The 14,439-nt window shown below is 40.2% G+C and carries 12 protein-coding genes; 3 read left to right on the top strand and 9 right to left on the bottom strand.

Annotated features, from left to right (window positions below):
- Positions 1 to 138: 138 nt before the first annotated feature.
- The 8 genes from ACOVO2_RS17560 to ACOVO2_RS17525 form a co-directional block, all read right to left on the bottom strand.
- The gene (locus ACOVO2_RS17560; RefSeq protein WP_421771233.1) at positions 139 to 774 is read right to left on the bottom strand and encodes a gluconate 2-dehydrogenase subunit 3 family protein; all 636 of its coding nucleotides are present in this window, start codon (positions 772 to 774) and stop codon (positions 139 to 141) included.
- 23 nt (positions 775 to 797) lie between these two features.
- Positions 798 to 2,546, bottom strand: coding sequence for a GMC oxidoreductase (locus ACOVO2_RS17555; protein WP_421771232.1), 1,749 nt, complete (start codon positions 2,544 to 2,546; stop codon positions 798 to 800).
- Positions 2,547 to 2,753: 207 nt separating this feature from the next.
- Positions 2,754 to 3,113: a hypothetical protein gene (locus ACOVO2_RS17550; protein WP_421771231.1), complete on the bottom strand. Its 360-nt coding sequence runs from the start codon at positions 3,111 to 3,113 to the stop codon at positions 2,754 to 2,756.
- Positions 3,114 to 3,159: 46 nt separating this feature from the next.
- Positions 3,160 to 4,323: an acyl-CoA dehydrogenase gene (locus ACOVO2_RS17545; RefSeq protein WP_421771230.1), complete on the bottom strand. Its 1,164-nt coding sequence runs from the start codon at positions 4,321 to 4,323 to the stop codon at positions 3,160 to 3,162.
- 164 nt (positions 4,324 to 4,487) lie between these two features.
- Positions 4,488 to 5,774, bottom strand: coding sequence for an aminotransferase class V-fold PLP-dependent enzyme (locus ACOVO2_RS17540; RefSeq protein ID WP_421771229.1), 1,287 nt, complete (start codon positions 5,772 to 5,774; stop codon positions 4,488 to 4,490).
- A 246-nt stretch (positions 5,775 to 6,020) separates the two neighbouring features.
- Complete coding sequence (locus tag ACOVO2_RS17535; RefSeq protein ID WP_421771228.1) at positions 6,021 to 6,866, bottom strand: dienelactone hydrolase family protein; 846 nt, start codon at positions 6,864 to 6,866, stop codon at positions 6,021 to 6,023.
- Between the two features lie 136 nt (positions 6,867 to 7,002).
- Positions 7,003 to 7,443: a thioredoxin family protein gene (locus tag ACOVO2_RS17530; RefSeq protein ID WP_421771227.1), complete on the bottom strand. Its 441-nt coding sequence runs from the start codon at positions 7,441 to 7,443 to the stop codon at positions 7,003 to 7,005.
- A 138-nt stretch (positions 7,444 to 7,581) separates the two neighbouring features.
- Positions 7,582 to 9,123, bottom strand: a complete 1,542-nt coding sequence (locus ACOVO2_RS17525; RefSeq protein ID WP_421771226.1) for a YifB family Mg chelatase-like AAA ATPase — start codon at positions 9,121 to 9,123, stop codon at positions 7,582 to 7,584.
- Positions 9,124 to 9,268: 145 nt separating this feature from the next.
- On the opposite strand from ACOVO2_RS17525, the gene ACOVO2_RS17520 reads away from it, so the two are divergent.
- A complete protein-coding gene (locus ACOVO2_RS17520) occupies positions 9,269 to 9,874 on the top strand; it encodes a hypothetical protein (protein WP_421771225.1) in 606 nt (201 codons plus the stop codon).
- 52 nt (positions 9,875 to 9,926) lie between these two features.
- On the opposite strand, the gene ACOVO2_RS17515 is transcribed toward ACOVO2_RS17520, so the two are convergent.
- Complete coding sequence (locus ACOVO2_RS17515; RefSeq protein ID WP_421771224.1) at positions 9,927 to 11,408, bottom strand: M20/M25/M40 family metallo-hydrolase; 1,482 nt, start codon at positions 11,406 to 11,408, stop codon at positions 9,927 to 9,929.
- 238 nt (positions 11,409 to 11,646) lie between these two features.
- On the opposite strand from ACOVO2_RS17515, the gene ACOVO2_RS17510 reads away from it, so the two are divergent.
- Complete coding sequence (locus ACOVO2_RS17510) at positions 11,647 to 13,734, top strand: S9 family peptidase (protein ID WP_421771223.1); 2,088 nt, start codon at positions 11,647 to 11,649, stop codon at positions 13,732 to 13,734.
- A 172-nt stretch (positions 13,735 to 13,906) separates the two neighbouring features.
- On the top strand, positions 13,907 to 14,439 hold a 533-nt coding region (locus ACOVO2_RS17505), incomplete at its 3' end, for a DUF6089 family protein (RefSeq protein WP_421771222.1).

Genomic DNA, 14,439 nt, shown 5'->3' with positions numbered 1-14,439 from the left:
TTTATTCAAAAATCCGTCAGCTAAAGCAGACGGCAATGAATAATATTTGTTTAAAACACAAAAAGCAAAGGCTCAGCAGAAAAAATCCACCAAGCCTTTTAAATATCGTTAATTGACTATCGACCGTTGACTAAAAAATCAATCTTTTTTGTCATAAATTGGGTCGTATTTCAAGCCGTATTTATCCAATACATCTTGTGGCACACCATCCCATTGATTCGGGCGATTTCCCACATAACCCAAAGCATCAAAACCCATTTGAGTGGTGAAATAACCTGTCACTGTCAAGTTTCTCATTTGTGTAAAAAACGATGCTCCTTGTGTATATTCTGGTTTTACATCATTCGGATAGGCAATTTCATCAACAATCTGGATTCTTTCTTTTGCCGAACACAAAGAAAAAACCTTGCCGAATTGCTTCAAACAAACATTATCCAACCATTTCAAACCACCACGAAGCGGAGTCTGATACGCCGGTTGGTCTTTTGCCATAAACTCAATGTAGGCAGGTACACCCGCTTGCGTAGCACTTCCCGATTTTGCATCGGCAGGCATGATAATATCGCACAAAATGCCAATAGTTGTTAGTTCCGCAGCCGTGAAAAACTTTTCGGCCATTAGTTTTTTATCACGCTCAATCTCTTCTGGTACACGTGCTGGCGTGGTTTTAAAAGGCTTTGGGTCTGGAGCAGCCGCTACCAAGTCGGTAGTGGGTAAAGCAGCCATCCCGAAAGTGCCTAAAGATATTGCTTTTAATGTATCTCTACGTTTCATGTTTTTCTTGAAATTAAAAAGTCTTACAAATTCTTAGCTTTTACTTGGTCGATGATATAATCTGAAGTACGCCACGAACTCGCCAAGATTGTCCAAGTAACGTTTTTATCACCTTGCGAAACAAACGGAGCTGCATCAACCACAAACAAGTTTTTCACATCATGTGCTTGTTGCCATTTGTTCAATGCCGATTTTTTAGGGTCATTGCCCATACGAACCGTTCCAACTTCGTGGATAATTTCACCAGGTTGTGCCAAGCCATAGTTGGTACTCGCATCTGGCTTTTTACCTAAAGCAATACCGCCCATTTCGTGGATAATCTGCTCAAACGTATCTTGCATGTGTTTAGCTTGCTTGATTTCGTTCTCACTCCATTTGTAATTGTAGCGAAGTGTTGGAATACCATATTTATCAACATTATTTGGGTCGATTTCGCAGTAGTTAGACTCCAACGGAATAGGTTCGCCACGTCCAGCCATGCCGATATACGCACCGTACGTACGAATTACATCTTCTTTCAAAGCAGAACCGTAGCCACCAGCACGTTTTTTATTACCATTTTTATCGGTATAAAGTCCGTTTACACGCTCAATTCCTCCACCAAATCCACCGCCTGGCATTCCCATACCACCACCGTACTCGATGTGATAACCACGAGGGAAGTCTAATTTTTTGTTATCCAACCACCACGGAGTAAATACGTGCATACCACCAACACCGTCTTCGTTGTAGCGTTTTCTATCCATCAAGGCAGGAATAAATGCCGAACGGCTCGCACCAGTCGAGTCATTGAGATATTTACCCACAACTCCACTATCGTTGGCCAATCCTTTTTGGAATCTTGAAGATTTTGAGTTTAAAAGAATACGGGCAGTTTCGCAAGTACTTGCAGCCAAAACCACAATTTTACCTTTGATTGTGTATTCTTTCAAGTCCATTTTATTGACATACGAAACACCAGTTGTTAGTCCAGTGTTTGCATCGGTCAATACTTCACGCACCATGGCGTTGTTTATCAAAGTCAAGTTACCTGTTTTTGCCGCAGGAATACAAAGTACCGAAGATGCCGAGAAGTCAGCGTAGGCTTGACAAGCACGACCGCACTGTCCGCAGTAGAAACACGAACCACGAGAATCGTTGATTGGCTTAGTAAGCATGGCCATACGAGAAGGAATTACGGGAATTCCAATACCAGTAGCTGCTTTTTTAAGCATTAATTCGTGCAAACGTGGTTTGGGAGGAGGTAAGAAAATACCATCTGGCTCGTTTCGGATACCTTCTTTTGTACCGAAAAGACCAATCATTTTATCAACTTTATCGTAATACGGAGCGAGGTCTTCGTAGTCGATTGGCCAGTCGTCGCCGATGCCAGTCAAAGAACCTCTTTTGAAATCATCAGGACCGAAACGCATCGAAATACGTCCCCAGTGATTGGTACGTCCACCCAACATTCTTGAACGGAACCAACGGAATTGCGTACCTTGAGCAGCCGTATATGGCTCGCCTTCGATGTCCCAGCCTCCCCAAGCAGCATCAAAATCTCCAAACGGACGAAGACGAGTGCTTGCTCCACGACGAGGCGATTCCCAAGGGTTTTTCATTTGGGTAATATACTTTGGGTCAGCGGGGTCGAAGTAGCCACCAGCTTCCAACAAACAAACTTTAGCACCAGCTTTTGCGAGTTGATATGCTGCCATACCACCACCAGCTCCTGAGCCAACAATGACAACATCATACACTTTAGCCTGCTCTTTAATCTCGAATAAGTTCATTTTTTATTAGGGATGAAATAGAAATTAATTGCTTTAAGAATCAAAATACTAAAATAGAAATTTTTCTTTTTATTTTGATAAGAAGCAGGAATATTATTTTTTAAAAAAATTTAATTTAGACAATATAGATATTAAAAAAGGCTCGATTTGAGCCTTTTTTGTAGAGCAATTTTCTAAATTGCTCCCAACACAATTTAGAAAATTGTGCTACTCTATAATTGTTAGATTTGCTTCGTTTTCGAGCTTTATTTGTGGTTTTTCTTTATAAATACTCACAATTCCCTTTACTTTTATTGATTTACCTTGCAAAGTAGCTTCCGAAAATTTCCCTTTTGAGATTACTTCGCCTTCAACAACTACGGTTACATCATTACTTGGGTGGGGTTTATCAATGTTCAATAAAAGCATATCGCCCGTTGGTCTTTGAAAAAGTCTTGAACCAGCAACTTTACCCGTCAAGAAAACTTCTTTACCCACAAAGTCTTTGGCTTGTGAAGCCGTGATGGTTTCTTGAGAAAAAGCGGTGAAACCAATGCAAACGAATAATACCAGCAATAGATTTTTCATAGTGATTTTTTGAAAATGACTTATATGTAATGTTTCCACAAAGCTATCATTTCAAAATCTCTCGTGCAATCACAAGTTTCTGAATCTCGGAAGTCCCTTCATAAATCTGTGTAATTTTGGCATCACGCATGAGGCGTTCTACGTGGAATTCCTTTACATATCCGTACCCTCCGTGAATCTGTACTGCTTCGGTTGTTGCCCACATAGCCACATCTGATGCAAAAAGTTTGGCCATTGCTGCCGATTCTACGTAATCTTTTCCTTCATCTTTTTGGCGAGCGGCTTTATAAACCAATAAACGAGCGGCTTCGATTTTGGTTGCCATTTCGGCCAATTTAAACTGAATCGCTTGGTGTTCGCTGATGGCTTTACCAAATGATTTACGTTCTTTTGAATATTTTACGGCCAGTTCGTATGCACCTGCCGCAATTCCGAGAGCTTGTGCTGCAATACCAATTCTTCCACCATTGAGGGTTGTCATGGCAAATTTAAACCCAAAACCATCGGCCCCGATTCGGTTTTCTTTTGGCACTTTCACATCAGAAAACATCAAAGAATGTGTATCTGATGAGCGAATCCCCATTTTATCTTCTTTCTTCCCTACCACAAATCCTTCTGTGCCTTTCTCGATAATCAAGGCATTGATTCCTTTGTGCTTGAGTTCGGGGTGAGTTTGGGCAATTACCAAACAAACCGATGACGTTCCGCCGTTGGTAATCCAGTTTTTTGTGCCATTTACTAAATAATAATCCCCTTTGTCTTCGGCAGTTGTTTTCTGCGAAGTTGCATCTGAGCCAGCTTCGGGTTCGGACAAACAAAATGCTCCGATAATTTCACCCGATGCGAGTGGCTTTAAATATTTTTGTTTTTGTTCATCTGTTCCAAACTCTTCTAATCCCCAACAAACCAAAGAGTTATTGACCGACATCGCCACCGAAGCAGAAGCATCCACTTTCGAGATTTCTTCCATTGCCAGCACATACGACATCGTGTCCATGCCACCTCCGCCGTATTCGGGTGAAACCATCATTCCCATAAAGCCCAACTCCCCCATTTTTTTGATTTGCTCATAGGGAAATACCGAATGGGTATCTCGCTCAATGGCAGTGGGTAATAGTTCGTTTTGGGCAAAATCACGAGCAGCGGCTTGCACCGCCAAATGTTCTTCGGTTAAGTTAAAATTGATTCCTTCTATTGTAGTTGCTGCCATAGTTTTACTTGGTTTTGTTTTAATGTTGTTGATGAATCAAAGTTATATAAAAAAATATTAGTATGCAAGCATACTAATATTTTGAATTTTTAGTGATTCTGTGGCTTCGACTGCTTCGGCAGTCAGATTCGCTCAGCCACCAGCCTTCGCTGAACCATCGACCTTCAAAGTTTCGTCAGATGATTAATTCCATCTAATAATCTATCCAAATCTCGTAGGCTTGTATAAACGTGCGGCGTAACTCTCACGCCATCGAGCTTTTCCCATTTGGTTGGCGAAGTGTGTATTTTGAATTTGGCGAATAATTCGCCTTCCATTTTTCCTGCTTCTAAGCCTCCCACGCTAAAATGTGCCAATGCTCCCGAAAATTCGGGTTTTAGCGATGTATTCATTTTTATTTTCGTCATTTTACTCGCCTCTTTTGCCCAATAATCTTTTAGAAAACGTAAACGTGCTTCTTTTCTTGCATTGCCAATGGCCAATTGGAAATTAAGTGCTTGTCCGATGGCTTGCTCAATCATGAATGGACGAGTGCCGAGGTTTTCAAATTTTCGGATATTGTCAGAGTTGGGTTTATCGTTTGGAATGAGCGGAAAAATTTTACTGATTTTTTCTTTTTTCATCCAAAGCATTCCCGAACCGATTGGGGCAGAAAGCCATTTATGCAGACTTGTTCCGTAATAATCACCCCCCAAATCAGGAATTTTGTATTCGAGATGAGCGAATGAATGAGCTCCATCAATCAAAACTTCTATGCCACGTTTGTGGGCTTCGTCGGCAATGCGTTTGGCTGGAATAACTTGTCCATTCCAATTCATAATGTGCGTAATATGAACGATTTTAGTGCGTGGCGTCATTTGCTCGACATATTTCCGTACGATAAGGTCGGCATCTTCGGCAGGTAAATCGAGTTCTACATAATTGATTTTTAGACCATCACGTAATTCTCGTTGACGCCATGCGTGTAGCATATTTGGGTAATCGTAGCGAGTCATTACTATTTCATCGCCTCGCTGTAGAGGTAATCCCATAATTACGGTATCGATGGCTTCGGTAGCATTTCGGTTGATGGCTATTTCTTCGGGCGAAACGCCAGCATATTTTGCCAAATTTTCACGCAGTGGTTCTCGGCCTTGGTCCATGATTCGCCACATATAATAACTGGGGGCTTCATTGGCGAGTTTATTATACCGGTCAACGGCATTTTGCACTACCAATGGCGATGGACTCACACCTCCGTTATTAAGATTAATAATTTGTGGCGAAACCGTGTAGGCTTGCTGTATTTGCCACCAATAATCTTCATCGGTTGCCAGTTCGAGGGCCGATTTTTCGGGTTTGTAAGCAGCCAAAGTCAGCAATTCTTCTTTTGAAAAAGCCTTTAATGATGGAATAAGTGAGGTACTGGCAAGCATGGCGGCCTTGCTCAAGAAACTTCGGCGTGAAGGCATGGTTTAGGGAGGTTTTAGTTTGGATGATTTTAGGGAAGTGAATTTATAGAAATATGCTGATAAAAAAATGAGTTGTACTCAATTTTTTGCTTTGGAAAGCTAAAATTGAGTACAACTCATTATGTTTTTTTATCGCGAACAGGCAATGTTCTTGACTCTAAGTATTTGATTGAAGATTAAGAATTGTTGATTTTTGATGTAAAAACAATTCCGTGGCGGACAGGATGTTCGCCCCACATTCGATTCTTACAAAAGTTTCTTTTTTAAATATTCGATAGCCATTCCATAGGCTTCTTTGGCTTTTGCTTCATCGTATTTTGGATTACTTGGATTGGCAAATGCGTGGTCTGCTTCAAAGATTTTGTAATTGAGGGTTTTGCCAGCAGTTTTCATATTTGCCGCAAATTCTTCGATTACTGCTTTTGAAATCCATTGTTCGGTTGCGAAAAGACCAAGTACATCGGTGTTCAATGTTTTTAACTTTTCAACGTCTTTTACTGGCATTCCATAATACATTACCGAGCCAACAGTTTGTTTTCCACCAATGATAGCCGATTTTAATGACCAGCCACCACCAAAACACCAACCTACGTTAGCAACTTTGGCTTTTTTACCAGCAAACTGTAAACCACCCTGCACGATGTTTTCGAGACGAGCCTCAACCACACCTTGCATATACTTTCCTGCTTCGCTGGCGTCAGTGGCTAATTTACCATCGTACATATCAAGAGCTAAAACGTTTACATTTCCACCTAAATCTTTGTAGAAAATATCGGCTTGACGCTTGATGTGGTCATTTAAGCCCCACCATTCTTGATATACAAAAAGCCATTTGTCCGATTTTTTCGTAGATTTTACAAAATAGGCATTTGCTTTCTTGCCATCAGGTGTAGCAATCTCTATCATTTTGCCACCAACTTCGCTTGTGTGTTTGTAAACGATTGGTGCCAAGTGAGAAGCAATAAAGGCTTTGTCTGATGCAAAAACGCCCATGTTACCATCGTTGCTGGCAAAAACTAATTCGCAACAACTTTGTGAGAAGCTAAACGCTGAGATACTTGCTAAAGCAAAGGTTAATAAGAGTTTTTTCATTTGATTTTTAAAAATTAGATGTATATACATATATAAACGATTATTGAGGTCAAAAGGTTTTTAATAAAACCTTTTAACAAAAAAGAGAAAACATTCGATGCTTTCTCTTTTCTAAATATCACAATATTACAATTCATTACACTTTTCTCTTCGCCACTAATTTCTTTCCTGCATCTAATAATTGATCGATTTCGGTATAACCCAAGAACATTTTTACGACTTTACCTGTATTTGGGTCAATAAAAAATAATGATGGATAACCTTGTACTTCATAGATACTCGACAATCTTACGCCCTCTTCACTTTCCATATCAATGGCTGCATTGACAAAGTTTTGGTTAAAAAACTCTCCTAAGTTTTTGTCAGGAAAAACCCTCGCTTGGAGCATTTTACAAGGCCCGCACCAAGTGGTGTAGGCATCCATAAAGATAAGTTTCTTTTCGGCTTTCGCTTTTTTTAGAATTTCTTTCCAAGAGGCTTCAGTAAATTTTATACCTGTGGCACTTTTGCTATGTTGAGCATAAGTTGCTACGCTGAAAAATAGGCCAATGAGAGCAACAAAAACGGTTTTCTTCATTTTAGTGTTAGTTTTTTCCCGACAGCCCAAAGGCCTTCGTGTGAAAGGTTAATAATTGATGTTAATAACGTAAAGAAACAAGTTTTTAGTTTCTTTCATATCGAAAAAGCAAGATTTAGGCCAAAATTAAGTTTGATTTCACCCCGCCCAATTCTCTCTATCTAAACTACGGTACTGAATAGCTTCGGCCAAATGCTCGATTCTGATTTCGTCACTTCCAGCCAAATCGGCAATTGTTCGACTTACTTTCAGAATGCGGTCATAAGCACGAGCCGAAAGTCCGAGGCGTTCCATTGCTTTTTTGAGTAGTGCCTTTCCTGCGTCGCCAATATCACAGATTTCTTTCACCATTTCGGGTGGCATCATGGCATTTGAGTGTATTTCTGAGTAATTCTCAAAACGCTTGGTCTGAATCTCACGGGCTTTTACTACTCGTTCTCGAATCTCGGCCGACGTTTCGTTTTTACGAGTTGAAGCAATTTGGTCGAAACTTACAGGAGTCACTTCTACGTGCAGGTCTATTCTATCCAAAAGTGGCCCAGAGATTTTATTCAAATACTTCCCAACAGTTCCCGGCGGACAAGTACAATCTTTTTCGGGATGATTATAATAGCCACACGGACATGGGTTCATGCTGGCAATGAGCATAAAATTAGCGGGAAAATCAACGGCCTGTTTGGTACGAGAAATTACAACCTTTCGCTCTTCGAGTGGCTGACGCATTACTTCCAAAACAGTTCGCTTAAACTCTGGTAGTTCATCCAGAAATAAAACACCATTATGAGCCAAAGAAATCTCGCCCGGTTGTGGAAAACTACCACCACCAACCAAAGCTGCGTCAGAAATTGTATGATGTGGCGAACGAAATGGACGACGAGCAATTAGGGTGGCTTTCACACCTAATTTACCTGCTACCGAATGAATCTTTGTGGTTTCGAGTGCTTCGTGGAGAGTAAGCGGAGGCAAAATAGAAGGCAAACGCTTCGCCAACATCGTTTTCCCTGCCCCGGGCGGGCCAATCATGATTACATTGTGTCCACCAGCGGCAGCAATTTCCATAGCTCGCTTGATGTTTTCCTGCCCCTGTACGTGCGAGAAATCGGCATCGTATTCACCAACCGAATTGAAGAAAATATCTCTTGTGTCGGTAACTAATGGCTCAATTTCTTTCGTTCCTGTCAGAAACTCAATGGCTTCGGTGAGCGTATTTACTGGAATAACATCTAAGGCATTGACTATGGATGCCTCCATTGCGTTTTCGGCAGGAAGAATAAAACCTTTGAGTTTGTTTCGACGAGCTTCGATAGCAATCGGTAAAACGCCTTTTATCGGGCGAAGTGTACCATCTAAGGCCAATTCACCTAAAACAACGTATTCCTCTAAGTTCTTGGTAGTTTTGATTTGTCCTGAAACAGCCAAGAGTCCCAGAGCCATTGGTAAATCGTACGCCGAGCCTTCTTTACGAATATCGGCAGGAGCAAGATTTATAACCGTTTTTTGACGAGAAATCTGATAATTACAATTTTTCAAGGCGGCATCTACTCTTTGTTGGCTTTCTTTCACCGCCCCATCGGGCAGCCCAACAATTGCCATTCCTGTGCCTTGTACAACACTTACTTCGACCGTAATCAAAGTTGCATTGACACCATAAACAGCAGCCCCGAAGGTTTTTGACAGCATAAGTTTGTATTTTTTGTATGAACCCAAAATTAAACCATGATTTGGTAAAATTGCAAGATTTGGTAAAACTTATTACAAAACTGACTACTTTGTAAACAAATAATGTTTCGATTTTTATATTTGCATCTCACAAAATGATATCCTCATGAACTTTTTTTCTGGTCAAAATTTTTGGAAATTTATTGCGGGATGTATCAGGTTTTGGTTGGGTCTTATCTTACTTACGGCTGGTGTGGCCAAAATGTTTAATGGCCATTTTATCGGCATTATCGGCCCTGTTTGGTTAGAGTATGAACTGGAAAAATACAATTTGGGTGTTTATGCCATATTCATTGCCTACTCGCAAATCGTTGTGGGTTTTATGCTTTTGGTGAAGCGTTTTGCTACTTTGGGGGCTATTATGGCCATCCCGATGTTTGCAAATATTCTAATGGTGACGATTTCGCTACACTGGCAAGGTACTCCTTATGTAGTTGCGTTCTTTCTTTTATGCAATTTATATCTGCTTGTTTATGATTTTCATAAAATCAAGTTTTTACTCACCGATGAGGTTGCCCCTCTCAAAGAAATTCCTATCAAACGCCACGACATTCGGCTTGATGTACTTTATATCATCGGTTTGCTTATTATTTTAGTAGCGGTTTCGCTCCGAAAACTTCTTGATAGTTTTGCTCCAACACTAGCTTATGTGGGGCTTGGCTCATTTATCTTGGTTTATGCTTACGGCTATTGGAAAAACAAGCGAGCATAAAAAAGCCCCACCGAATTTTGTTCGATGAGGCCACGATTTCCTAAAATATTTCTTATTGTTCCCAACGCCAATCTTTACCAATAATCAATTCGTTTTTGAGGTTTTGTTTAATCAAAAACTCTTTGGTTTCTTGGTCGTTCATTTTTTTCACAGGTAAAGCCTCGGCTTCGGCCAAAGCATAAAGCATCATGGCCGTGAAGCGAACGTTATTATTGATTTGTTTTTTATCAATCAAATCGAAACGGTCGCAGTTTGCGTGGTAACAATTATAAGCTTTTACTGGGAAGTTTCCCGATGGCGAACAAACTGGCACACCTTCAATCATAAATGGCTGGTGGTCAGAGTGTAAACCCGCAGAATTACGATTTGTATTTGTATAAGTCGAATCAATTTCCTTGATTTTTGCACCGATTTCATCAAAAAACTTTTGTAATTCTGGGCGTCCCATCGCATTGAAACCTTTGGCGTTATTGACCATATCAAGGTTAACCATCAACTGAACTTGGTCGATTTTTCCTTCTTCTTTATATTTTTTCACCATTGCCTTCGAGCCAAGCAAGCCTTGTTCTTCACCCATAAACATCACAAATTCGATAGTACGTTTTGGTCGAAGATTCAATGATTGGAAAACTCTGGCAATATCCAATACCGTAAATGAACCAATGCCATTATCCATTGCCCCAGTTGCCAAATCCCACGAATCTAAGTGGCCGCCGATAATAATTTTTTCTTTTTTGTATTTTTTCGAACTTCCCGGAAGCGTCGCAATTACGTTTCTAGCTCTGATTGGTCGACTGAAATTTCGCATATCAATCACTGCCAATAAATTTGGTTCGTCTTTTATCCATTTGCGAATCGCTTTGCCACTTTCTACCGAAATACAAACCGCTGGAATCGGAATCAACTCGCCAGTTACCGAAGCGGTTCCCGTTAGAAGCACTCCCCCATCAACTGCATTGGCGATAATTACACCCGCAGCACCATATTTGATGGCCAAAGCCGTTTTTTCGGAGCGGTGTAGGTTCTTCTTACCTTTGTTTTCTGGCGATTGAATATTGATGTTAAACAAGGCGATTTTTCCTTTTACTTCGGCTTTTACCTTCTCGAAGTCAGATTCTATTCCATCGCCACAATCAACGATTGGCCCCTGTAAATGCGAAGAAACTGGCGAGTGTGCCAAAGCAACCACCTCTACATCACGAAAGTTATCACTTCCCTTTGGTACGATTGCCAAACTTACGGTGTCTCTCGCCCAAGACTCTACCTCAAATGGCATGTACTTTACATCTACAAAACCGTATTCTTTAAACAATTTATGAGCATATTCTTCGGCTTTTTTGCCGTTGGTGCTTCCTGTAAGTCGATGACCGATGGTTGATGTTGCCTCGCCGAGCGTCTCATAAGAACGGCCACGATAAAGTACATCTTGGTTGATTTTAATAAACACGTCTTCAAGGCTATCTCGTTTTATTTTAAACGACGAAAGAGCAGCAATGATGACTAAGATTATTATCGCAAAACTCTGTTTTTTCATTAGATTTATTGATGGTTATAATTTTATAGACGACAATTTCGGATTCTACCCGTAATATTAATTGTAAAAATCGTTATTTTTTTATTTTTCTACAAAATGTCTGCATTTTTTCCTTCAATCAGTATTTTGGCACAAAATATTTTTGACCAAGCGATAGAAAATATCCCTTACTTTTGTGTTATTTCCGAAGATTAAAGTTTCAAAAAAGTTATTTCAATAGCAATAAAATTTTCAAAATATGAGTATCCATTCAAGCATGACAAACATAGGCCTAACAGCCCCAAGTGTAGAAGTAAAACCAAAGGAAATAGTCACACACAACCATACTCGTATCGACAATTATTATTGGCTCAACGACCCCGAAAATCCCGATGTGATTGCATATCTGAAAGCCGAAAATGAGTATTTAGCTCAAGTAATGGCCCCAGTGAAGCCTTTGCAAGAAAAACTCTTTGAGGAAATGAAAGGCAGAATCAAAGAGCAAGATGAGTCGGTTCCTGTAAAAGATGGTGAATACTTTTATTATGTAAAATATGTAGAGGGCGGAGAGTATCCTGTTTATTGTCGAAAAAAAGGCACTCTCGATGCGACCGAAGAAATTTTGCTCGATGGCAATGAAATGGGGAAAGGAAAAAAGTATTTCAGTATCGGTGGCTACGAGATTACAGATAATGACGAAATCATTGCCTACGGTGTAGATACCGTGAGCCGAAGAAATTATACAGTACGATTTAAAAATCTGAAAACTGGCGAAATCTACAAAGACCAAATCAAAAATACTGAGGGAGGAAGCTACGCTTGGGCGGCTGATAATCAAACATTTTTCTACATTTTGCGTGATCAAAAGACCCTATTGGGCTATCAGGTGTGGCGACACATACTGGGAACTGACGTAAAAAGCGATGTTTTGGTTTATGAAGAAAAAGACAACCAATATTACATGGGTCTTTATCGAATGAAATCGAAGAAATACATTGCCATCGGTAGCGAACACAACGGTATTGCTTCGGAATATCAGCTTTTGGAAGCTTCTAACCCAACTGGCGAGTTCAAAACGTTTCTTCCTCGTGAGCGTGGACACGAATATGATATTGAGCATTTTGAGGATAAATTTTACGTAAAAACCAATATCGACAATGCTTTCAACTTCAAATTAATGGAAGTAAATGAGCATGAAACAAGCGATAAGTCGAAATGGAAAACCGTCATTGAGCATCGGCCAGAGGTTTATTTAGAAGGAATTGAAGTTTTCAAAAATCACTTAGTAGTTCAAGAGAAAAATCAAGGTCTTAGCCAGCTTCGTATCATCAATCATGCTACAAAATCGGAGCATTACCTCAACTTTGACGAACCCGCTTACGATGCAAATATTGGCTCAAATCCAAGTTTTGACACCAACATTCTTCGTTATAGCTACACTTCGTTGACTACTCCAAACTCAACATTTGATTATGATATGAACGCCCAAACCAAAGAATTAAAGAAACAACAGACCGTTTTGGGTGGGTTTGATAAAGAAAACTATGTTTCAGAAAGAGTATTCGTAACCGTGCGTGATGGGGCAAAAGTACCCGTTTCGATTGTTTACCGAAAAGGTACAAAACTTGATGGTAACGCACCTCTTCTGCAATATTCTTATGGCTCTTATGGCTATTCGACCGATGCAACTTTTGGTTCGAGCCGCTTGAGTTTACTCGACCGTGGTTTTGTGTATGCAATTGCCCACATCAGAGGCGGACAAGAAATGGGGAGAGAATGGTACGAAAACGGAAAGATGTTCAAGAAAATGAATACTTTCTATGATTTCATTGACTGTTCGGATTTTCTTATCAAGAACAACTATTGCAGTCACGAAAAACTTTTTGCACTCGGTGGAAGTGCGGGTGGGCTTCTGATGGGAGCCATCATTAATCTTCGACCAGATTTGTATCGTGGTGTAGTGGCAGCAGTACCTTTTGTTGATGTTGTGACGACGATGCTCGACGAGACGATTCCACTCACAACGGGCGAATTTGAAGAGTGGGGAAATCCCAAAAACAAAGATTCGTATGAGTATATGCTCTCCTACTCACCTTACGATAACGTGACGGCAAAAGACTATCCTAACTTGCTCGTAACCACGGGGCTACACGATTCGCAAGTGCAATATTTTGAGCCAGCCAAATGGGTGGCTAAACTCCGTACAATGAAAACCGATAGCAATCTTTTATTAATGCATACCAATATGGAAGCTGGGCACGGAGGAGCTTCAGGCAGATTCGCTTCGCTCAAGGAAGTTGCCATGGAATATGCCTTCATTCTTGACTTAGCAGGAATTAACGATTGAGCAAATAATGGCCGATTAATCATTTTTGGCAAAATAATATAGTTTTTTGTAGAAATTTCTAACATTTTTTTTTTTCTTTGCTAAAGATTACAGTTAGATTGTGACTTAAAATCCGTTGATTAGTCCAATTTTAATATTATTTCTTAGAAGAAAACAATAAAATTCCCCCAACATGAAGAAGGTAACATTCCTTTTTGTAGCGTTATTAACTTTTTCGCTAACAACTCAGGCACAAGATTCTTGTAAGGTGTGTAAGCCTTACAAGTGGGAAGTTGGTATTCCGCTTGGTGTCAACCAGTATTTTGGTGATATGCACTGTAGCAGGCCTTATGCTTCCGCTAACAGTATTATGATCGGTGCTTTTGTTCGCCGCCACATTAATGACTATTTTGCAGCTCGTGCTCAAATTTTATTTGGTCGTTTGGCAGGTAATGATCTCGACCAACCAGATGGAAGATGGGATTATCGTCGTTTAAAATTCAAGTCACCATTAACTGAGCTATCTTTATTAGGAGAATTCTACCCATTAAAAGAAAGAAAATATACTTGTGACGGAACATTCCGCCGAACACTCTCTCCTTACTTATTTGGTGGAGTTGGTGTAGCGTTTACGAATCCTACAGTAACAGCACAAAATGCTTCATTGCAAGACGACGACCCTCGTAAATACGTTGTAGCTCGTTTGTTCGACCAAGACCAAGCAAA

This window comes from Emticicia sp. (assembly GCF_049241225.1).
Classification (GTDB): domain Bacteria; phylum Bacteroidota; class Bacteroidia; order Cytophagales; family Spirosomataceae; genus Emticicia.
The sequence above is the reverse complement of the archived record's forward strand: the minus strand, read 5'-3'. Positions and strand labels throughout refer to the sequence as shown.

Bases quoted from the DNA above. Each gene is read 5' to 3' on its own strand.
- ACOVO2_RS17545 (WP_421771230.1), bottom strand. From the start codon at position 4,323: ATGGCAGCAACTACAATAGAAGGAATCAATTTTAACTTAACCGAAGAA.
- ACOVO2_RS17540 (WP_421771229.1), bottom strand. From the start codon at position 5,774: ATGCCTTCACGCCGAAGTTTCTTGAGCAAGGCCGCCATGCTTGCCAGT.
- ACOVO2_RS17520 (WP_421771225.1), top strand. From the start codon at position 9,269: ATGAACTTTTTTTCTGGTCAAAATTTTTGGAAATTTATTGCGGGATGT.
- ACOVO2_RS17510 (WP_421771223.1), top strand. From the start codon at position 11,647: ATGAGTATCCATTCAAGCATGACAAACATAGGCCTAACAGCCCCAAGT.
- ACOVO2_RS17525 (WP_421771226.1), bottom strand. From the start codon at position 9,123: ATGCTGTCAAAAACCTTCGGGGCTGCTGTTTATGGTGTCAATGCAACT.
- ACOVO2_RS17535 (WP_421771228.1), bottom strand. From the start codon at position 6,866: ATGAAAAAACTCTTATTAACCTTTGCTTTAGCAAGTATCTCAGCGTTT.
- ACOVO2_RS17555 (WP_421771232.1), bottom strand. From the start codon at position 2,546: ATGAACTTATTCGAGATTAAAGAGCAGGCTAAAGTGTATGATGTTGTC.
- ACOVO2_RS17560 (WP_421771233.1), bottom strand. From the start codon at position 774: ATGAAACGTAGAGATACATTAAAAGCAATATCTTTAGGCACTTTCGGG.
- ACOVO2_RS17530 (WP_421771227.1), bottom strand. From the start codon at position 7,443: ATGAAGAAAACCGTTTTTGTTGCTCTCATTGGCCTATTTTTCAGCGTA.
- ACOVO2_RS17550 (WP_421771231.1), bottom strand. From the start codon at position 3,113: ATGAAAAATCTATTGCTGGTATTATTCGTTTGCATTGGTTTCACCGCT.
- ACOVO2_RS17515 (WP_421771224.1), bottom strand. From the start codon at position 11,408: ATGAAAAAACAGAGTTTTGCGATAATAATCTTAGTCATCATTGCTGCT.